This window comes from Rubrivivax sp. JA1055 (genome assembly GCF_020966565.1).
Taxonomy (GTDB): domain Bacteria; phylum Pseudomonadota; class Gammaproteobacteria; order Burkholderiales; family Burkholderiaceae_C; genus Rubrivivax; species Rubrivivax benzoatilyticus.
Genome location: NZ_JAJKFP010000007.1, coordinates 139,134 through 158,104, shown reverse-complemented (window position 1 = coordinate 158,104; position 18,971 = coordinate 139,134). Strand labels below are relative to the sequence as shown.

Genomic DNA, 18,971 nt, shown 5'->3' with positions numbered 1-18,971 from the left:
GCGGCCTTGACTTCAGTCAGATCGGCACCCCGTAGCGTAACGGATTCCGGGGCGCCTCCGCCTGACGGGGCGCCGCGCCGCTCAGAACTCGATGAGCTCGATGCGCTGGCCGGCCTTCACGAGCCGGTCGCGCAGGCGTTCGGCCTCGTCGCGACGGGTCAGCGGCCAGCAGACGGCGCGCCAGTCATCGCCGGCGGGCATGACGTCCAGGCGCGGGCAGCGCGGCGGGCCCGGCAGCGCCGCCATTGCCGCCTCGAGATCGCGGCCGAGCAGGCGCGACTCCGTCGGCGTGCGAGCCGGCCGCGTGACCAGCGCGTAGGCGGTCTCCTGCCGCTCGGCACGGCGCGCGGCCGACGCGGCTCTCGCCGACTCGCCGGCGGCGCGTGCGGCGCGGCGCTGCGTGTCGTCGAGCAGGAACTCGGGCGGCTCCTGGATGCGGCGCCCGTCGGCGTCGGTGCGGCGCGGCGCGATGACCGGCGGCGGCAGCATCGTCGCCGGGCGCGCCGGGGCCTCGGCCAGCGGCGCGGCGGCCGCCGACGCACGGGCGGGCGGCGGCGCGGCCGAGGCCGCGGGCACGGGCGCGGACGCCGCGGCGGACGCGGCGGACGGGGTCGGCGCCGCAGCGGAGGCCGCGGAAACGGCCGAAGCAGAGGACGAGGCCGCCGCCGAAGGGGCCGACGCCGTCGGCGGCGCCGCGGCGGCGGACGCCGCGGACGCCACCGGCGGGGCCGCGGGCGCGGCCTTGTCGCGGCCGCGATGCACGATCCAGGCGAAAGCCGCGGCCAGGGCCAGCGCGGCGGTCAGGCCGGCGGCGGCGACCGCCACGCGGCGCGGGCTGCGGCGGCGCCGGCCCAGCACCGCACCGCCCGGGCGGGCGTCGAGCAGCACCTCCACCGGCCCGGCCGCCGTCTCCAGCGTCGCGCGCAGCATCCAGAGCACCACCGCGTCGGCGCCGGCGGGCACCCGCGCACGGTCGATCTCGACCTGGTGCAACGGCAGGCCGTCGGCGGCGGGGCGTTCGTCGTGGCCGTGGCGGCGGGCCCAGGCGGCAAGCCGGGCGGGCGGCAGGTCGGCGAGCACACGCTCGCTGAACACCGGCTGCCAGCGCGAACGCGGGCCGCCACCGGCGAACGGCAGGTCCAGCCAGGCGAAGCCGCTGACCTGCTGCGGCGTGACACGCAGCGCCAGCGGGTCGCGCTGGTGCCAGGCCGCCACGCGGGCGGCCCATTCGTCACGGCGGTCGAGCTCCATCGGGCCGCATTCTGGGCGGCCGCGCGGCGGCGAAAGCGCCGATGAACGGCAGCCGGACGGCGCTGTTCCGCCCGCCGGCGTCAGCCGCGCACGGTGGAGGCGAGCGTGCCGAAGCCGATGCGCACGGCGCCGCGGCGCTGGCAGCTGCCGCGCAGGATCACGCTGTCGCCGTCGTGCAGGAAGACCCGCTGCTCGCCGCCGGGCAGCGTCAGCGGCTGGCGGCCGCCCTGCGTCAGCTCCAGCAGCGACGCGCCCTGCCCCGGCTGCGGCCCGGAGATCGCGCCGGTGCCCAGCAGGTCGCCCGGATGCAGCGGGCAGCCGTTGCTGGCGTGGTGCGCGACGAGCTGCGCCGGCGTCCAGTAGGCGTCGAGCAGGCTGGACGTGGCCAGCGGCGCCGGCTGCACCATCGCCGGCGTCGCCAGCCAGGACTCCAGCGCCACGTCCAGCGCGCCGGCGGCGCGGTTGGCGGCCGAGTCGAGGTAGGGCAGCGGCGGCGGGTCGCCGGCCGGGCGCACCTGGGGCCGGCGGAACGGCGCCAGCGCCTCCATCGTCACGATCCACGGCGAGATCGAGGTCGCGAAGTTCTTGCCGAGGAAGGGCCCGAGCGGCGCGCCCTCCCAGGCCAGCAGGTCACGCGCCGACCAGTCGTTGAGCAGCACCAGGCCGAAGATCGTGTCCTCGGCCTGGGCCATCGTCAGCGGCTCGCCCGGCGCGCTGGCGCGGCCGACGACGACACCGATCTCCAGCTCGAAGTCGAGGCGGCGCGTGGGCACGAACTCCGGCGCCTCGGCCGCACCCTTGACCTGGCCGCGCGGGCGCTGCACCTCGGCGCCCAGCCCGACCGACGAGGCCCGCCCGTGGCAGGCCAGCGGCACCCACTTGTAGTTCGGCAGCAGAGGGTGGTCGGGACGCGCCAGCCGCCCGACCGCGGCGGCGTGGTGGATGCCGGCGTGGAACTCGGTGAACTCGGCGATGCGGCAGGGCAGAGCCATCTCGGCCTGGGCCTGCGGCAGCAGGCACAGCTCGAGGAAGGGCCCCTGGTCGCTGCCCTCGGCCAGCGCCTCGGACAGGGCCTCGCGCAGCCGGCGCCAGGCGCCGCGGCCCATCGCCATGAAGGTGTTGACGTCGCCGGCGGCCAGCGGCCCGAGCAGCGGGTAGACGTCGTCGGCCCAGGGGCACTGCTCCAGGGCCAGCCTGAGGTCGAGGATCTGGTCGCCGATGGCGACGCCGGCACGCAGCGGCTCGTCGCTGCGCCGCGGGCGGAAACGCCCGAGCGGCAGGTTCTGGATCGGGAAGTCGGCTCCCGGCCGGTTGGCCGACTCGACCCAGCTCAGCAGCAGCGGGTCGTGGGTCGCATCGAGGCGCGCAGCGCTCATCGGGAATGTCGCCTGACCGGGCGTCCGGGGTGAACTGGCACGGGCACGGGCTTTGCTCTTGGGGGGACTGCTCTGCAGCCCGTGAAGGCCATGCAAGATCGTAGTTCCCGAGGCCCCGACCACAACCCCGAAGGCGCAACGCGCGGTGAAACAGGCGGTGACACGCCCGGCAGCCGCAGCGACGCGCTCCCGACCTTTCACGGAGGTCGACGATGAGCAGGAACGGTTACCGCCCGCCATGGGACCGCTGGCTGACGATCGCCACCCTCGCCGTGGCGGTGTTCAGCGCCTGGATCTGGGCCGAGGCCGCGGCGGCGCCCGCGGTGCCGCCGGTCGCGCTGCGCTGAACGCGGCCCGCACGGGCCGCAGCGCCGGCGCCGCTATGCTCGGCGCATGCGACTGCTGCTCGTCGAGGATGACCGCATGATCGGCGAGAGCCTGCGCGCCGCGCTCAGGCTCGAAGGCCATGCCGTGGACTGGGTGCGCGACGTCGCCGCGGCGCGCGCCACGCTGGCCAGCGAACGTTTCGACTGCGTGCTGCTCGACCTGGGCCTGCCGCCCGGCGGCCCGCCCGGCGCGCCGCCGGCCGACGGCCTGGACGTGCTGCGCGAGCTGCGCGGCCGCGCCGACACCACGCCGGTCATCGTGCTGACCGCGCGCGACGCCAGCGGTGACCGCGTGCGCGGCCTGGACGCCGGCGCCGACGACTACCTCGTCAAGCCCTTCGAGTTCGACGAGCTGACGGCGCGCATCCGTGCCGTCACGCGCCGCCACGGCGGCCGCGCCGCGCCGCTGCTGACGCACGGCGGCGTCACGCTCGACCCGGCGACGCGCCAGGTGACGAAGGACGGCCAGCCGGTGCTGCTGTCGTCGCGCGAGTTCGCGGTGCTGGAAGCCTTGATGCAGCGCCCCGGCGCGGTGCTGTCGCGCGCCCAGCTCGAGGACCGCCTCTACGGCTGGGGCGACGCGGTGGAGAGCAACGCCGTCTCGGTCTACGTCCACCAGCTGCGGCGCAAGCTGGGCGCCGACTTCATCCGCAACATGCGCGGCGTCGGCTACTTCCTGTGAACTCGATCCGCGCGCGTGTGCTCGCGCTGCTGCTGGCGATGCTCGCCTTCGCCGCGGCGGTGATGGGCGCCGTCACCTACCGCAACGTGCTCGCCGAGACCGAGGCGCTGTTCGACTACCAGCTGCGCCAGATGGCGCTGTCGCTGCGCGACCAGGGCGAGATCGCGCCCGACCAGGCCGGCGCGCTGGCCGACCGCGAGCTCGACTTCGTGATCCAGATCTGGAGCGCCGACGGCCAGACGATCTATGCCTCGCGCCCGCACGACGAGCTGCCGGCGCGCGCGCTGCTCGGCTTCGCCGACGTCTCGGCCGGCAAGCAGACCTGGCGCACTTTCACCGTGCTGCGCGGCCAGCGTGTGATCCAGGTCGCGCAGCCGCGCCAGATCCGCCAGCGCCTGGCCGCCGGCGCGGCGCTGCGCAGCGTCGCGCCGCTGCTCGGCATCGCGCCGCTGATCGCGCTGCTGACCTGGGCCGCGGCGACCCGCGTGCTGCGCCCGCTGCGCAGCGTCGCGCGTGCGGTGCGCGAGCGCGAACCGCAGTCGCTCTCGCCGCTGCCGGCTGCCGGGCTGCCCGACGAGCTGTCGCCGCTGGTCACCGCGCTCAACGGGCTGCTGGCCCAGCTCGCGCAGGCGATGGACACCCAGCGCGCCTTCGTCGCCGACGCCGCGCACGAGCTGCGCTCGCCGCTGCAGGCGCTGAAGCTGCAGATCCGCCTGCTCGAACGCGCCGAGGACGAGGCGGCACGTGCCGAGGCCGTGCGCGCGCTGGGCGAAGGCGTGGAGCGCAGCGCCTGGCTGGTCGAGCAGCTGCTCGTGCTGGCGCGCAACGAACCCGGCGCGCCGCCGCTGCCGACGGCGCGTGTCGACCTCGCCGAAGCCGCGCGCAGCGCGCTCGCCGCGACGGTGCCGCTGGCGCGGACGCGCGGCACCGAGCTGTCTCTGCAGGCCGACGCGCCGGTGCCGCTGCAGGGTGACGCCGGCTCGCTGGCGGTGCTGGTGCGCAACCTGGTCGACAACGCGGTGCGCCATTCGCCGCCCGGCGCACGCGTCGAGGTGCGCGCGGCGCTGGACGGCGGTGCGCCGCTGCTCGTCGTCGACGACGCCGGCCCGGGCATCCCGGTGGCCGAACGCGAGCGTGTCTTCGACCGCTTCTACCGCCGCGACCCCGGCGCCGGCGAAGGCAGCGGCCTGGGGCTGGCCATCGTGCGCACGATCGCCGAGCGCCACGGCGCCCGCGTCACGCTGGCCGAGTCGCCGCTGGGCGGGCTGCGCGCCAGCGTGCGTTTCCCGGCGGCTTAATCCTCGCTTCACGCAGCGCTAATGCTGCACTCATCGTCCGGCCCCAATCTCGCGTCCATCGGGCTTCGACCAGGGCCCGCTCTCCGCGAAAAGGACATGGACACGATGAAGATGAAGCCTTTGGCCGCCGCCCTGCTGGCCGGCGGCGTGCTCGGTGCGAGTGCGGCCAGCGCCTTCGACCTGCCGCCGTGGCTGCGGCTGGACCGCCCCGCACCCGCCGCCGCGATGGCCGGTGCCGCGGCGGCCACCACCGCCGCCACGACCGCGCCGGTCGCCCCGATCCCGGCCCAGGGCACGGTGCCCGACTACCGCGCGATCTTCAAGCAGGCCGGCCCGGCCGTCGTCGGCATCACCGTCGAAGGCCTGCACAAGGCCAGCGCCGAGGAGCAGGGCCTGCCCGAAGGGCTGGAGAACGACCCGTTCTTCCAGTTCTTCCGCGGCATGCCCGGCTTCGGCCAGCGCGGCCGCGGCGCCAACCCCTCGGTGCCGTTCCGCGGCCAGGGCTCGGGTTTCATCGTCGCCGCCGACGGCCTGATCCTGACCAACGCCCACGTCGTGCGCGAAGCCAAGGAGGTCACCGTCAAGCTGAGCGACCGGCGCGAGTTCCCGGCCAAGGTGCTGGGCAGCGACCCGGTGACCGACATCGCCGTGCTGCGAATCGACGCCAAGGGGCTGCCGACGGTGCGCCTGGGCGACCCGCGCCGACTGGAGGTCGGCGACCCGGTGATGGCCATCGGCGCGCCCTACGGCTTCGAGCAGACGGCGACGACCGGCATCGTCAGCGCCAAGGGCCGTTCGCTGCCCGGCGACACCGTCGTGCCGTTCATCCAGACCGACGCCGCGGTCAACCCCGGCAACTCGGGTGGCCCGCTGCTCGACGGCGGCGGCGCCGTCGTCGGCATCAACGCCCAGATCTATTCGCAGAGCGGCGGCTTCCAGGGCCTGTCGTTCGCGATCCCGATCGACGTCGCGCTGAAGATCAAGGACCAGATCGTCGCCACCGGCCGCGCCCAGCACGCCCGGCTGGGGGTCTCGATCCAGGACCTGAACCAGGGCCTGGCCGAGTCCTTCGGGCTGGAGCGGCCCGACGGTGCGCTGGTCGCCGCAGTGCAGCCGGGCAGCGCGGCGGCCAAGGGCGGGCTCAAGCCCGGCGACGTGATCACCGAGGTCAACGGCCAGGCCGTCGAGCGCAGCGGCAACCTGTCTTCGCTGATCGGCCTGTCGGCGCCGGGCGAGCGCGTCAAGCTCAAGGTCTGGCGCGACAAGAGCTGGCGCGAGCTCGAGGTCAAGCTCGGCAGCGCCGAGGCCGAGGTGGCGCGCGCCGACGACCCGGCGCGCCCCGAAGGCACGCAGCTCGGCCTGGCGCTGCGCCCGCTGACACGCGACGAGCAGCGCCAGGTTCACGTCGACGGCGGCCTGCTGGTGCAGGACGTCGCAGGCCCGGCGGCACGTGCCGGCGTCGAGCGCGGCGACGTGCTGCTGGCGATCAACGGCCAGCCGGTGCAATCCATCGAGCAGGTGCAGAAGGTGCTCGAAGCCAAGCCGCGGCACGTCGCGCTGCTGGTGCAGCGTGACGGCGAGACGATCTTCGTGCCGATCCGCATCGGCTGATTCGTGTCGCCTGCTCGCCGACGGCCGCCCCGGGCAACGGGGCGGCCGTCGTCGTTTGTGGCGTGGGACGTGACGTATTGGCGCAATTCATAGCGATAGAAATGCTAGATTTGATCACTTCAAGTGATCGCCGCCATGTTGACCCTCAGTTCCACGCTGCAGCGTTTTGCTGCCTCGGCCGCCCCCGGCGCCGAACGCCGCCTGAGCAAGCTCGCGATCGGCGCCGCCGGCGTGCTGATCGTGCTGGCCTGGGCCACCGTCGCGCTGGTGCTGTGGTTGCGCTGGCACGACGCCATCGCCGGCGAACTGCGCCAGAACACCAACCTGGCACGCGCCTTCGAGGAACAGACGGTTCGGGTGCTGGCCGCGGTCGACCAGGCCACGGTGCGCGCGCGCGACGACTTCGCGCGCCACGGCGGCGACGGGCTGGAACTCCCGCGCTATGCCAACGAGACCGGCCTGGTGCCCGGCATCCTGGTGCAGCTGTCGCTGGTGGGCGCCGACGGCCGCTTCATCGGCAGCAACCTCGACCCCGATGGCCGCAAGACCGGCCACGTCGACCTGTCCGAACGCGAGCACGTGCGTGTGCACCTGGCGCCGACGACGCTGCCGCCGGGCACCGGGCTCAAGAGCGCCGACGACCTGTGGATCGGCAAGCCGGTGCTGGGCAAGGTGTCCAAGCGCTGGACGATCCAGATCTCGCGCCGCATCAGCGCCGCCGACGGCCGCGTCATCGGCGTCGTCGTCGCCTCGCTGGACCCGGGCTACTTCGAGGACGTCTACCGGCGCGCGGCGATCGGCTCGCTGGGCGCGGTGACGCTGGTCGGCCAGGACCTGAGCATCCGCGCCCGCGTCGTCGGCGGCGAGAGCGCCAACCAGATCGGCGAGAAGCTCAAGCGCGGCGGCGCGTTCTCGCAGCAGGACCTGCAGCGCGAAGGCACGTTCAGCGGCGTCAGCACGCTCGACGGCCTGGAGCGCTACACGGCCTACCGGCGCATCGCCGACTACCCGCTGTACGTGCTGGTGGCCACCGCCAGCCAGGAAGCCCTGGTGGGCTGGCGCACGACACGCAACATCGCCGTCGTGCTGACGCTGCTGCTCACCGGCGCCGTCGCCGCCGGCGCGCTGGTCTTCGTCGCCGGGCTGCGCCGGCTGGAGGCCCACAACGCCGCGCTGCGCGCCAGCGAGGCCCAGGCCAACGCCGCGAACAACGCCAAGAGCGAGTTCCTGGCCGCCATCTCGCACGAGCTGCGCACGCCGCTGACCAGCATCCGCGGTTTCGCCGAGCTGATGGAGCACCGGCTGGACAACCCGAAGTTCCGCGACCAGGCCGGGCTGATCCGCAAGGGCGCCGAGTACCTGAACCAGCTGCTGGGCGAGATCCTCGACCTGGCCAAGGTCGAGGCCGGTTCGATGACACTGAGCTCCGAACCCGTGAACCTGGGCTCGCTGGTGCAGGGCACGGTCGACTTCTACGCCCTCACCGCGGCCGGCAAGGGGCTGACGCTGGCGGTGGAGATCGACCCCGAGGCGCCGCAGGTCATCGTCGCCGACGGGCTGCGCGTGAAGCAGATCCTGAACAACCTGCTGTCCAACGCGATCAAGTTCACCCCGGCCGGGCGCGTCGACGTGATGGTCGAGCGCCTGGGCGACCGGGTGCTGATGCACGTCGAGGACACCGGCCCGGGCATCGCGCCCGAACTGCACGAGACGATCTTCGAGCGTTTCCGCCAGGGCAGCGCGCGCGTGAGCTACGAACACGGCGGCACCGGCCTGGGGCTGGCGCTGTCGCGCGCGCTGGCGCAGCTGATGGGCGGCACGCTGACGCTGGCCTCCGAGCCCGGCCGCGGCGCGCGCTTCACGCTGGCGCTGACCATCGTGCTGCCGGCGACGGCCACGCCGCCGCAGCCGATGGCCGTCAGCGGCTGAGGTATCTGGCCAGCAGCACCAGGCCGGCGGCCGCGGCGCCGACGACGGCGATCGCGGCCAGCCAGAGGCCGGTCGAGCTGCGCCGCGGCGCGGCGGCGCGCGGGCGGCGCCGCTCCAGCGTCGAATCGGGATGGCGCGAAGGCTCGTCCCAGAGCGTGGGGCGGGTGCTCGAGTCGCCGAACTCGCTCGGGCGGTCGGCACCGTTGTCGAAGACGGTCACGCCCTGGAAACGACGAACTCCGGCTGGACGTACATCTTGTGACATATGACCATTTTCCCGGCGCCGGGCGGGATTGCATTTCCCGCAGTTGCGGGGTCCGCTGCAGCCCGCCCGCGATCCCCGTGACCGACTTGACGAAAGATTGATCTGAATGCGCGTCGTGGTCGCGGCGCGCCGCTTACGTTGGCACGACGCCGGGCCGGCAGGCCGCATCGGCGCGAAAGCGAGAAAAGGGCATGCAAGCCTTGAGCGGGGTGGACGGGGCCTTCCTCCACCTGGAGACGACGCAGACGCCGATGCACGTCGGCTCGCTGCACCTGTTCGTGCGGCCGCCGGGCGCACGCGGCGACTTCGCCACCGCGGTGCGGCGGCTGATGAAGCAGCGGCTGCACCTGGCGCCGGTGCTGACACGGCGGCTGGCGACGATGCCGCTGCAGTTCGCCAACCCGGTGTGGGTGGAGGACGACAGCGCCGACATGGACTGGCACGTGCAGCGTGTCGCGGTGCCGGCGCCCGGCACGCAGGCCGAACTGGAGGCCACGGTCGCGCGGCTGCACGCCGAGCGCCTGGACCGCACGCGGCCGCTGTGGCGCATCTGGGTGCTCGACGGCCTGGCCTCCGGCGAAATCGGCTACTACGTGCAGGTGCACCACGCGCTGCTCGACGGCAAGGCCGGCGTGCTGCTGGCGCAGACGCTGTTCGACCCGTCGCCCGAGCCGCCGCCGCGGCCGCGCGGCCGCACGCGACGCGCCGAGGCCCCCGGCACGCTGGAACTCGCCGCCGCCGCGCTGGCGCGCGACGCGGGCCTGTACGTCAAGCTCGCGCGCCAGCTGCCGCAGGCGCTGCAGCTGATCGGCACGCTGTTCGCCAGCCCGCGCAAGCCGCGCGGCAGCGCCGCCAAGTCCGACGGGCATCTGCGCGAGAACTTCGGCTTCGGCCCGAAGACGGCGCTGAACGTGCCGATCGGTGCCGAACGCAGCTTCGCCGCCGTCTCGGTGCCGATGGACACGCTGAAGGCGCTGGCCGCGGCCCACGAGGCCAAGCTCAACGACATCGTGCTCGCGCTGTGCAGCGGCATGCTGCGGCGCTGGCTGGCGGCACACGGCGGCGTGCCGAAGAAGCCGCTGCTGGCGTCGATGCCGATCTCGCTGCGCGCCAGCGGCGACCAGGAGTTCACGACCAAGGCCACGCTGTCGCTGGTCAACCTGCACACCGACATCGCCAACCCGCTGAAGCGCCTGCACGCGATCCGCGACGCCGCCGGGGCGGTGAAGTCGGCGGCCAAACGCGCGCGCGGCGTCATCCCGACCGACTTCCCGTCGCTGGGCGCGCCCTGGCTGCTGCAGGGGCTGGCCGCCGTGTACGGCGCCTCGGGCATCGCCGGCGCGGTGCCGCCGCTGGCCAACGTCGTCATCTCCAACGTGCCCGGCCCGCACGAGCCGCTGTACCTGGCCGGCGCACGCATGACGAGCTACTGGCCGCTGTCCATCGTCGAGCACGGCATCGGCCTGAACATCACGGTGATGAGCTACGCCGGCGAGCTGGGTTTCGGCTTCACCGCGGCGCAGGCGGCGGTGGCCGACGCCGGCGAACTGAGGGCGGCGCTGCATGAGGCGCTGGACGAGCTGGTCGCCGCCAGCCGCCCGAAGCCGCCACGCAAGCGGACCGGCAGCCCGACGGCACGCGCCCTGCCGACGCCCTGACCCTGCAGGAGACCCCATGCGCCAGCTGAGCGGCCACGAAGCCGGTTTCCTCTACGCCGACACGACGCACGCCAACGCGAACGTCACCTTCGTCCAGATCTACGACCAGAGCACCGCGCCGGGCGGCACGGTGCGCTTCAAGAGCATCCTGGCGCACGTCGCCGGTCGGCTGCAGCGCTCGCCGGTGTTCCGCCAGCGCCTGCTGCGCGTGCCGCTGGAGCTGGACTATCCGTACTGGGTCGAGGACCAGCATTTCGACCTCGAGTACCACGTGCGCCACATCGCGCTGCCCAAGCCGGGCGACTGGCGCCAGTTCTGCATCCAGGCCTCGCGCATCCACGCCCGCGCGCTGGACCTGAACCGGCCGCTGTGGGAGCTCTACGTCATCGAGGGCCTGGACAGCTTCGTCGACCTGCCGCCGGGCAGCTTTGCGGTGCTGACCAAGATCCACCACGCCGCCGTCGACGTCGCCGGGCGCCACGAGATCGTCGAGGCGCTGCACGACCTCGTCGCCGAGCCGCCGCGCGCCGAACCGCCCGAGCCCTGGTTCCCCGAACGCGCACCCGGCGCGCTGCAGTTGCTGGCGCGCGGCGCGCTGCACACCGCGCTGTCGCCGCTGTCGCTGGCCGCACCGCTGCTGCGTCTGGCGCCGGTGGCCTGGACCTTCGCCGCCGACGTCGTCGCGCCCGAGCAGCACCACGCGACCCGCTTCAACTCGGTGGTCTCGCCGCACCGCGTGTTCGACACGCGCCGCTTCACGGTGGCCGAGTTCGAGCGCATCCGCGCGCTGGTGCCGCGCGCCACCGTCACCGACGCGGTGCTCGCGGTCTGCGCCGGCGGCCTGCGGCGCTATCTGCAGGCCCAGGGCGAACTGCCCGAAGCCGACCTCGAGGCCATCGCGCCGGTCGCCGGCGCGGTGCCCGAGCCCGGCGTCGAGCCGCCGTGGCAGCTGGTGTCGCTGGGCACCTCGATCGACGATCCGGTCGCCCGGTTGCGCCACATCCAGCGCCAGGCCGCCAGCGCCCGTGCCGGGCTGCGCGCCCAGGCCGCACGCGGGCTCACCGAGCTGGCCGAGCACGCGCCCGCGGCGACGATGAAGCTCGCCTCGCGCTGGCTGGGCCTGCGCGCGAACGAGCTGCGCCGGCCGGCGGCCTGCTGCACCGTCACCGCCGTCGGCAGCCCGCGCCAGCCGCTGTACCTGTGCGGCGCGCGCATGACCTACTTCTCGGCCATCCTGCCGATCGCCGACGGCATGGGGCTGGTGTTCGCCGTCACCGAGTACGACGGCCGCATCGTCGTCTCGCCGACGTCCTGCCGTGAGCTGGTGCCCGACCCCGAGGCCTTCACCCAGGCGGTGCGCGACAGCTTCCAGGAGTATCTGGCGCTGGCCGCGGCGGCACCGGCGCCGCTCAGACCGGCAGCGCGCGGTGCGTCAGCAGCCGGTAGGCCCGGCCCCAGGCCCCGTGCGGCTCGAAAGGCCGCCAGCGGCCGTCCGGCAGCGCCAGGCGGTCGGCGACGATCCACAGCACCACCGGGTTGAAACCCAGCCCGAGGTGGCTGCCCGGCACGCGGATGTTCTCGTGCCGCGCCGGGTCGCCCTCGATCGTCGCCTCCTGCGGCGGCACGACGCCGTCGCTGAGCGAGTACAGGCAGGACACCGGCACCGCCAGCGGCACGCGCTCGCGCAGCTTCTTCGCCCGCGGCTGCATCGTGTGCGCCGACGGCCCGTGCGGATGGGCGATCAGCCGGTACATCGCCTTGACCAGCGGCGGCGACGCGCTGCCCTCGGGATCGACGCTGACCGGGCTGCCCAGCGTGACGACCTGGCGCACGCACTCCGGCGCCTGGTGCGCGCCGTAGACCGAGAACACGCCGCCCAGGCTCCAGCCGACCAGGCTGACCGGCCGCCCGGCGCGGTGCGCCATGTGGCGGATCTTCTGCTCCAGCGCGGTCGCGTGGCGCGGGTTGAAGCCGACGTTGCGGCCCAGGCCCCAGGTCTCGACGGCATAACCGCGGCGGCGCAGGAAACGCTCCAGGCCGATCAGCGACAGCTCGCTGCCCATGAAGCCCGGCAGCAGCAGCACCGGATGGCCGTCGCCGCGCGGCGCGGCCAGCGACAGCGCCGGCAGCGTCCACGGCAGCACCGCCAGTTCGGCGAAGACACGCGCCTCCAGCGCCGAATGCAGCAGCCGCGGGCGGCCGCGATGCGTGTGACGGGTGGCCATGCGGCCACTGTAAGCCCGCCGCCGCAAGGCCGGGCAGCGAGGATGTCACGCAGCGGACAGCCGGCGGCAGCCTACGCGGTCTCCACAACTGGACGGATGAGACCGGCACTCCAGAATCACCCGGCCATGCCAGACCGCCTGCCGATCCTCGCCACCCGCGCCGCCACCGAGCGGGACCTGCCGTGGATCGCGGTGCTGCACCATGGGCCGGGCGCCGCCCAGCTCGAAGGCGAGGCGCTGGCCTCGCTGCGCACCCAGCTCGCCGGCGCGGCCGTCGTGCTGCTCGACGGCCAGCCCGTCGGCCTGCTGCGTGTGCACCGCGGCAGCCGCGACTGGGCGATCCAGCAGGTGCAGCTGCTGCCCGCGTATCGCCGCGCCGGCATCGGCAGCCGGTTGATCGCCGAGGTGCTGGCCGAGGCCCGGGACCAGGGCGCACGCGTCAGCCTCTCGGTGCTCAAGAGCAACCCGGCGCGCAGCCTCTACGAGCGCCTGGGCTTCACCGTCACCGCCGAGTGCGAGAACGGCTACAGCATGCGCGCCGGCTAAGCTCGCGCCGTGGTGCACCCCGCCGTCCCCGACACCTGGACCGAGCGCGCCGCGGCGCTGGCCCGTGCCGGCGGCCGCCGGCTGCTGGGCATCGCCGGGCCGCCGGGCGCCGGCAAGTCGACGCTGGCCGCGGCGCTGGCGGCCGCACTCGCGCCGGCCGCCGTGGTCGTGCCGATGGACGGCTTCCACCTCGCCAACGCCGAGCTCGACCGCCTGGGACGGCGCGGCCGCAAGGGCGCACCCGACACCTTCGACGCCGCTGGCTACGTCGCGCTGCTGGCACGGCTGCGCGCCGCCGAAGACACCGTCTGGGCGCCCGAGTACCGGCGCGGCCTGGGCGAGCCGGTGGCCGGCGCGATCGCCGTGCCGCCGCAGCTGCCGCTGGTCATCACCGAGGGCAACTACCTGCTGCTCGACGGGCCCTGGGCTGGCGTGCGGCCGCTGCTCGACGAGGTCTGGTACGTCGAGGTCGACGACACGCTGCGCCGCGAGCGCCTGGCCGCGCGCCACCGCCGGCACGGCCGCAGCGCCGCGGACGCGGCGGCCTGGGTCGAGCAGACCGACGAGCCGAACGCCCGCCGCGTGGCCGCCACCGCGTCGTGCGCCGACCTGAGGTTGCGCTGGGACGCCGGCCCCGGCCATCCGCCGGCCTTGTCGACCCCCCCTGTTTGCTAGGGATCGGATATCCCACGGATACCGCACGGGGCACCCATCATTCGGGGTGGTGCGGCCGCTGCAGTTCTGGGGTCAGGCCGGCATCCACGCGGACCCAACCGCGACGTGCACCCCACATCACGCCACGGCGAGAGCGACATGAGCGAGACCACGAGACGAGACGGAGACGAGGCCCGCAAGCGGGCGGCCCTGTGGGGCCTGCTGGCCAGGGTGGTGATCGAGCGGCCGACGCCGCAATGGCTGGACGAGCTGGAGGCCGCGCTCGGCGCCGCCGACGGCTCGCGCCCGCTGGCGCCGCAGCTCGGTGCGCTGCTGGCCGCGTTGCGCAAGTCGCGCCGCCACCCCGGAGGCGCCACGGTGCTGGCCGTCGACCGCACGCGGCTGCTGTCGATGGTGATGCACGGCGAGACGCTGACCGCCCCGTGCGAGTCGGCGGCGCTGGGCGTGGCACCCGGCGGTGACCGCGTGCTCGACGTGCTGCGCTCTTACCGCGAGGCCGGTTTCGAGCCGATGGCGCTGCTCGGCGCGCCCGACCACCTCGGCAACGAGCTGCAATTCGTCGCCCACCTCTGCCGCCAGGAAGGCGAGGCCCTGGCCGCGGGCGACGACGCCGCGGCCCAGCGCTGCCGCGCCCAGCAACTGCGCTTCCTGTCGCGCCACCTGATGGCCTGGGTGCCGGCGCACTGCGAGCAGCTCGCGGCCAAGGCCGCCACCGGCTACTACGCCGCCGCCGCGACGCTGATCGGCCGCGCCTGCAAGCTGTCGATGGACGAGGTCGACCCGTTCACGCCGATGGCCGTCGCCGCCTGACGCGCGGCGCGCTCCGCGACACGAGCCCGGCCGCGCGCCGGGCTCGGCGTTTTCAGGCGATGCGGCCGATCCAGTCGAGCAGCCGGCCGATCGACGGCTTGTACGGCGGCGCGATCAGCCCGGTGGCCGCCAGCGCCGACTGCTCGAACACCGGCTTGTCCTTGCTGAACTGGCGGAAACCCGCCTCGCCGTGATACGCGCCCATGCCCGAGGCGCCGACACCGCCGAACGGGAGCCCCTCCTGGGCGACGTGCAGCAGCGTCTCGTTGAGCGACACGCCGCCGGAGATCGTCTGCGCCAGCACCTTGCGCCGCGCCGCGGCGTCGCTGCCGAACCAGTACAGCGCCAGCGGCCGGTCGCGGTCGTTGACGTAGGCGATGGCATCGTCCAGCGCGTCGTAGCCGACGATCGGCAGCACCGGGCCGAAGATCTCCTCCTGCATCACGCGCATCGCCGGCTCGACGTCGAGCAGCAGCGTCGGCGGCAGCTGGCGGCTGGCACGGCCGATGCCTTCGCCCGGCGCCTCCAGCTCGATCACCGTCGCGCCGCGCTCGCGGGCGTCGTCCACCAGCTCGCGCAGGCGGCGGAAATGGCGTTCGCTGACGATGCTGGTGTAGTCGGGGTTGGCGCGGAAGCTGGGATAGAGCCGGGCCATCGCGGTGCGCAGCGCGGCCACGAAACGCTCGCGCTGCGCGCGCGGCACCAGCACGTAGTCGGGCGCGATGCAGGTCTGCCCGGCGTTGACCAGCTTGCCGAAGGCGATGCGCTCGGCCGCCTTCGCGAGCCGGGCCGAGGCGTCGACGATGGCCGGCGACTTGCCGCCCAGCTCCAGCGTCACCGGCGTCAGGTTCTTCGCCGCGGCCTGCGCGACCTCGCGGCCGACGGCCGTCGAGCCGGTGAAGACGAGGTGGTCGAACGGCAGCGCGACGAAGGCGCGTCCGGTCGCCGCGTCGCCGGTGACCACCGTCACCTCGTCGGGCGCGAAGTGCTCGGCCACCGCCGCCTGCAGTGCGGCCGAGAAACGCGGCGTCAGCTCCGACGGCTTGATCATCGCCCGGTTGCCCGCCGCCAGCGCACCGACCAGCGGCCCCAGCGCCAGCTGCAGCGGGTAGTTCCAGGGGCTGACGATGCCGACCACGCCCAGCGGCTGCGGCAGCAGCCACGAGCGCCCGGGCCAGAAGGCCGGCGAGGTCGGCACGCGCCGCGGCTTCATCCAGCGGCCGAGGTGGCCGCGGGCCTGGCGGATCGCGGCCTTCAGCAGCATCGTTTCGGTGATGCGGATCTCCACCGGCGAGCGGTTGCCGAAGTCGTCGCCGATGGCCGCGGCAAAGGCCTCGGCGTGGCGGTCGAGCAGCTGCTCCAGCCGCCGCAGGCGCTCCAGCCGCTGCGCGCGCGTGGGCAGCATGTCGGCGCGGTGGGCGCGGCGCAGGCGCTCCAGCAGCGGCGGCAGCGCCTCGGCGGGCGTGGACGGCGGCAGGACGGGCGAGGTGACGCTCATGCGCGACTCCTGGGTTCGGCGGCGGGACATTCGGGCGGGCTCGGCATGGCGGCGCCGGCGCGGCACCACCCCAGCCGCCGACCTTATCGACCGATGTTTACGCTGTCAACATGGGCATATACTGAGCCGATGGACCGCCGCGCCGCCCCTGTCGACGAGCCGCCCCGCCGGGCGTACCACCATGGCGACCTGCGCGCCGCGCTGCGCGAGGCGGCCGAGCGTGTGCTCGTCGAGCGCGGTGCCGCCGAGGTCAGCCTGCGCGGGGTGGCGCGTGCCGTCGGCGTGTCGCACGCCGCGCCCTACCGCCACTACGCCAGCCGCGAGGCGCTGCTGGCCGACATCGCCGCCGGCGGCTTCGACCGGCTGCGCGCGGTCTTCGCCGCGCTGCCGGAGCCGGCCGACCCGGCGGCGCGTTTCGTCGCGATGGCACGCGCCTACGTCGACTTCGCCGTCGCCCAGCCGGCGATCTACCGCCTGATGCTCGGGCCCGAGGTGCGCAAGGCCGACCACCCGGTGCTCGCCGAGGCCGGCCACCGCGTGCTCGGCACGCTGCGCCAGGCGCTCGTCGCGCTGGGCGTGCCGGCACCGGCCACCGACGAGGCGATGGCCGCCTGGGGCTTCGCGCACGGGCTGGCGCAGCTGCTCGTCGACGGCCGGCTCGAGGTCGATCCGGAGGTCGACACCGCGCCCGATCCGCAGCGCCTGGTCGAGCGCTCGGCCCGGCTGTTCATCGCCGGGCTGCAGGCCGGCGGGGCCGCCGGCAACACCGCCTGAAGCCGCGCGACGAGGCGGCCGGACCACAGCACACGGCTTCCCGCCCACCCCGCCGCCGGTGGGGGTAAACTGGTCCAAATCGCAAAAAACACCATTCAGGGGATAGCCCGGGTGCTTGGTTGGCTGCGGGTTGTGCTGGAACAAATCCATGCGGGCCCGGCATCGCCAGAGTCAGCAGACGCCACCACCCGGTGCGGCTTTTCACGATGCAGGAGACCAACATGATGACGTGTTCGACCGAGACGACAGGTCCGGACGCTGATTCGGCGTCGCAGCCCGCGCACGCGAGTTTCGTCACGGGCACTTTCGAGGACGACGTTGCCCTGCTGCGCATCGCCTTCGCGCCGCTGACCGTGCCCGACTCGACGCTCGTCAGGCTCAGCGACGCCTCGCGCATGATCTGTTGCCCGGCCGGGCGGTTCACGCTGGGTTCGCCGCGCCGGCCCGAGCCGTCGTGGTGGCTGGTGCGCCACGGCTGCGCCAGCCTGGGCCGCCTGGGTGCCGACGGCGGCTTCATCGAGCGCCGGCTGATCGGCCCCGGCGAATGGTTCGACGTCACCGGCGCGCTCGACCTGCCGGGCGGCTGGGCCGAGGCCGCGGTGATCCGCGAGCCGATCGAGCTGCTGGCGTTGCCGCTGGAGTCGCTGTTCGAGGCCTGCGACGGCGACGAGGTCTTCGCCCGCGCCTTCGCGCTGACGCTGGCCACGCGCCTGCGTGAACTCGCGCTGCACCGCCCCGAGGTCCCGCAAGGCGCCGAGCGCCTGTCGGCCGCCGAACTGGCCGACCTGCGCAGCCACGCGCGCCTGCCCGGCGACCCGATGGCGATGCTGGGCCGCTGAGGCGGCCACCGCAGACGAAGGCGCCCCGCGGGGCGCCTTTTTCATGTCTGCGCCGGGACGATCAGGGCTGCACGACGCGCCCCACCGCCGTCGTGCGCCGCGGGCCGAAGCGCAGGAACAGGTCCTCGTCCTCGGCGGCCACGTGCTGCTGCAGGTCGTCGATCAGCTTGCGGCAGCCGGCGGCCAGCAGCGCGGCCTCGGGCGTGGCCGGCAGGCGCGCCAGCAGCGCCTGCAGCCGTTCGATCGAGACCTCGTGCGCGCGGTGCTCGCGCTCCAGGTCGTCGAGCAGCAGGTCCAGCAGCGTGCCGCCGCCCTGCTCCATCATCGGGAACAGCCGCATCTCCTCCTTGAACATGTGCTCCTCGAGCGCTGCGCCCATGTGCTCCAGGTGGTCGGCGAGTTCGGGCAGCACACCGGCGGCGGCCAGCGCACGCGCCTGCGCCACCAGCACCGGGACCTCGGCGCGGTGCGTCTCGTGGAAGCGCAGCAGGATGTGGGCGATCAGGTCGGTCACCGCGTGCGGGACCTTGTCGGCAGGGCTCATCGTCGGGTTCTCTGGACGTGGGAACGGGGCGGCCCGCCGCTCGCGGGCCAGGCCCGGATGCTCTCCCGGGGCCTCCGGTCGAATCCTTGAACGGGTTCAAGGAAAGTACCCGAGCGAATCAGGAGGATAAGCGCACCGAAGTCAAGGAGGCGCTTTCCATGAGCCAAGTCCGGGGCGGGTTCACCAAGCAGATGGCCCGCAACATGTTCTACGGCGGCACAGTGTTCTTCGCACTGCTGTTCGCCGCACTCGTCTTCCACACCGAGCGGCGCATCCCGCAACGCTCCAACGCCAGCGCGATCACGCCTCAGGTCATTGCCGGCAAGAAGATCTGGGAGACCCGCAACTGCATCGGCTGCCACACGCTGCTGGGCGAAGGCGCGTATTTCGCGCCCGAGCTGGGCAACGTCTACCAGCGCCGCGGCGGCGAGTTCATCAAGGCCTGGATCCAGGCCCAGCCGACGCACATCCCGGGCCGCCGGCAGATGCCGCAGTTCGACCTCACCGAGCAGCAACTCGACGATCTCGTGCAGTTCCTGAAGTGGACCGGCGAGATCAACACCGAGAAGTGGCCTCCCAACATCGAAGGCTGAGCGCCGGAGCA

General features: G+C 74.0%; 18 protein-coding genes. 13 read left to right on the top strand and 5 right to left on the bottom strand.

Going from position 1 to position 18,971, the window contains the following annotated elements; genetic code table 11:
* Nucleotides 1-81: 81 nt before the first annotated feature.
* Both LOC65_RS17240 and fahA read right to left on the bottom strand, forming a co-directional pair.
* A complete protein-coding gene (locus tag LOC65_RS17240) occupies nt 82-1,251 on the bottom strand; it encodes a hypothetical protein (RefSeq protein WP_230248420.1) in 1,170 nt (389 codons plus the stop codon).
* An 80-nt stretch (nt 1,252-1,331) separates the two neighbouring features.
* Nucleotides 1,332-2,627 (bottom strand): fumarylacetoacetase, encoded by a 1,296-nt coding sequence (gene fahA, locus LOC65_RS17235; protein ID WP_164962962.1) that lies wholly within the window; start codon nt 2,625-2,627, stop codon nt 1,332-1,334.
* Nucleotides 2,628-2,839: 212 nt separating this feature from the next.
* On the opposite strand from fahA, the gene LOC65_RS19410 reads away from it, so the two are divergent.
* The 5 genes from LOC65_RS19410 (at nt 2,840) to LOC65_RS17215 (ending at nt 8,533) form a co-directional block, all read left to right on the top strand.
* Nucleotides 2,840-2,974, top strand: a complete 135-nt coding sequence (locus LOC65_RS19410; protein WP_009857608.1) for a hypothetical protein — start codon at nt 2,840-2,842, stop codon at nt 2,972-2,974.
* Nucleotides 2,975-3,020: 46 nt separating this feature from the next.
* Complete coding sequence (locus LOC65_RS17230) at nt 3,021-3,695, top strand: response regulator transcription factor (RefSeq protein WP_230248419.1); 675 nt, start codon at nt 3,021-3,023, stop codon at nt 3,693-3,695.
* Nucleotides 3,692-4,993 (top strand): ATP-binding protein, encoded by a 1,302-nt coding sequence (locus tag LOC65_RS17225; protein WP_230248418.1) that lies wholly within the window; start codon nt 3,692-3,694, stop codon nt 4,991-4,993. The genes LOC65_RS17230 and LOC65_RS17225 overlap by 4 nt, the downstream gene beginning before the upstream one ends.
* Nucleotides 4,994-5,089: 96 nt before the next feature.
* The gene (locus LOC65_RS17220; protein ID WP_230248417.1) at nt 5,090-6,604 is read left to right on the top strand and encodes a Do family serine endopeptidase; all 1,515 of its coding nucleotides are present in this window, start codon (nt 5,090-5,092) and stop codon (nt 6,602-6,604) included.
* A gap of 135 nt (nt 6,605-6,739) precedes the next feature.
* Nucleotides 6,740-8,533 (top strand): ATP-binding protein, encoded by a 1,794-nt coding sequence (locus LOC65_RS17215; RefSeq protein ID WP_164962966.1) that lies wholly within the window; start codon nt 6,740-6,742, stop codon nt 8,531-8,533.
* Here the strand turns inward: LOC65_RS17215 and LOC65_RS17210 are convergent.
* Nucleotides 8,523-8,753, bottom strand: coding sequence for a hypothetical protein (locus LOC65_RS17210; RefSeq protein WP_009857613.1), 231 nt, complete (start codon nt 8,751-8,753; stop codon nt 8,523-8,525). The two genes, LOC65_RS17215 and LOC65_RS17210, sit on opposite strands and share 11 nt — an antisense overlap.
* Nucleotides 8,754-8,989: 236 nt before the next feature.
* On the opposite strand from LOC65_RS17210, the gene LOC65_RS17205 reads away from it, so the two are divergent.
* The 5 genes from LOC65_RS17205 to LOC65_RS17185 all read left to right on the top strand — a co-directional run bounded on the left by LOC65_RS17205 (nt 8,990) and on the right by LOC65_RS17185 (nt 14,712).
* Complete coding sequence (locus tag LOC65_RS17205; protein WP_230248415.1) at nt 8,990-10,456, top strand: wax ester/triacylglycerol synthase family O-acyltransferase; 1,467 nt, start codon at nt 8,990-8,992, stop codon at nt 10,454-10,456.
* Between the two features lie 16 nt (nt 10,457-10,472).
* Entirely contained in the window at nt 10,473-11,996 is a 1,524-nt protein-coding gene (locus tag LOC65_RS17200; RefSeq protein ID WP_230248414.1) for a wax ester/triacylglycerol synthase family O-acyltransferase, read from the top strand.
* 811 nt (nt 11,997-12,807) lie between these two features.
* On the top strand, nt 12,808-13,227 hold the full coding sequence (locus LOC65_RS17195; protein ID WP_009857617.1) for a GNAT family N-acetyltransferase: 420 nt from the start codon (nt 12,808-12,810) through the stop codon (nt 13,225-13,227).
* 9 nt (nt 13,228-13,236) lie between these two features.
* Entirely contained in the window at nt 13,237-13,902 is a 666-nt protein-coding gene (locus tag LOC65_RS17190; RefSeq protein WP_230248413.1) for a nucleoside/nucleotide kinase family protein, read from the top strand.
* 138 nt (nt 13,903-14,040) lie between these two features.
* A complete protein-coding gene (locus LOC65_RS17185; protein ID WP_081467628.1) occupies nt 14,041-14,712 on the top strand; it encodes a molecular chaperone in 672 nt (223 codons plus the stop codon).
* 52 nt (nt 14,713-14,764) lie between these two features.
* On the opposite strand, the gene LOC65_RS17180 is transcribed toward LOC65_RS17185, so the two are convergent.
* On the bottom strand, nt 14,765-16,210 hold the full coding sequence (locus tag LOC65_RS17180) for a coniferyl aldehyde dehydrogenase (protein ID WP_230248412.1): 1,446 nt from the start codon (nt 16,208-16,210) through the stop codon (nt 14,765-14,767).
* Between the two features lie 129 nt (nt 16,211-16,339).
* Between LOC65_RS17180 and LOC65_RS17175 the strand changes: the two genes are divergently transcribed.
* Both LOC65_RS17175 and LOC65_RS17170 read left to right on the top strand, forming a co-directional pair.
* Nucleotides 16,340-16,984: a TetR/AcrR family transcriptional regulator gene (locus LOC65_RS17175; RefSeq protein WP_230248411.1), complete on the top strand. Its 645-nt coding sequence runs from the start codon at nt 16,340-16,342 to the stop codon at nt 16,982-16,984.
* Nucleotides 16,985-17,205: 221 nt separating this feature from the next.
* The gene (locus LOC65_RS17170) at nt 17,206-17,823 is read left to right on the top strand and encodes a Crp/Fnr family transcriptional regulator (protein ID WP_230248410.1); all 618 of its coding nucleotides are present in this window, start codon (nt 17,206-17,208) and stop codon (nt 17,821-17,823) included.
* A 61-nt stretch (nt 17,824-17,884) separates the two neighbouring features.
* Here the strand turns inward: LOC65_RS17170 and LOC65_RS17165 are convergent, their stop codons facing one another.
* The gene (locus LOC65_RS17165; RefSeq protein WP_230248409.1) at nt 17,885-18,367 is read right to left on the bottom strand and encodes a hemerythrin domain-containing protein; all 483 of its coding nucleotides are present in this window, start codon (nt 18,365-18,367) and stop codon (nt 17,885-17,887) included.
* Nucleotides 18,368-18,525: 158 nt separating this feature from the next.
* Between LOC65_RS17165 and LOC65_RS17160 the strand changes: the two genes are divergently transcribed.
* Entirely contained in the window at nt 18,526-18,960 is a 435-nt protein-coding gene (locus tag LOC65_RS17160; RefSeq protein ID WP_009857624.1) for a cytochrome c, read from the top strand.
* The last annotated feature ends 11 nt before the right edge of the window (nt 18,961-18,971 follow it).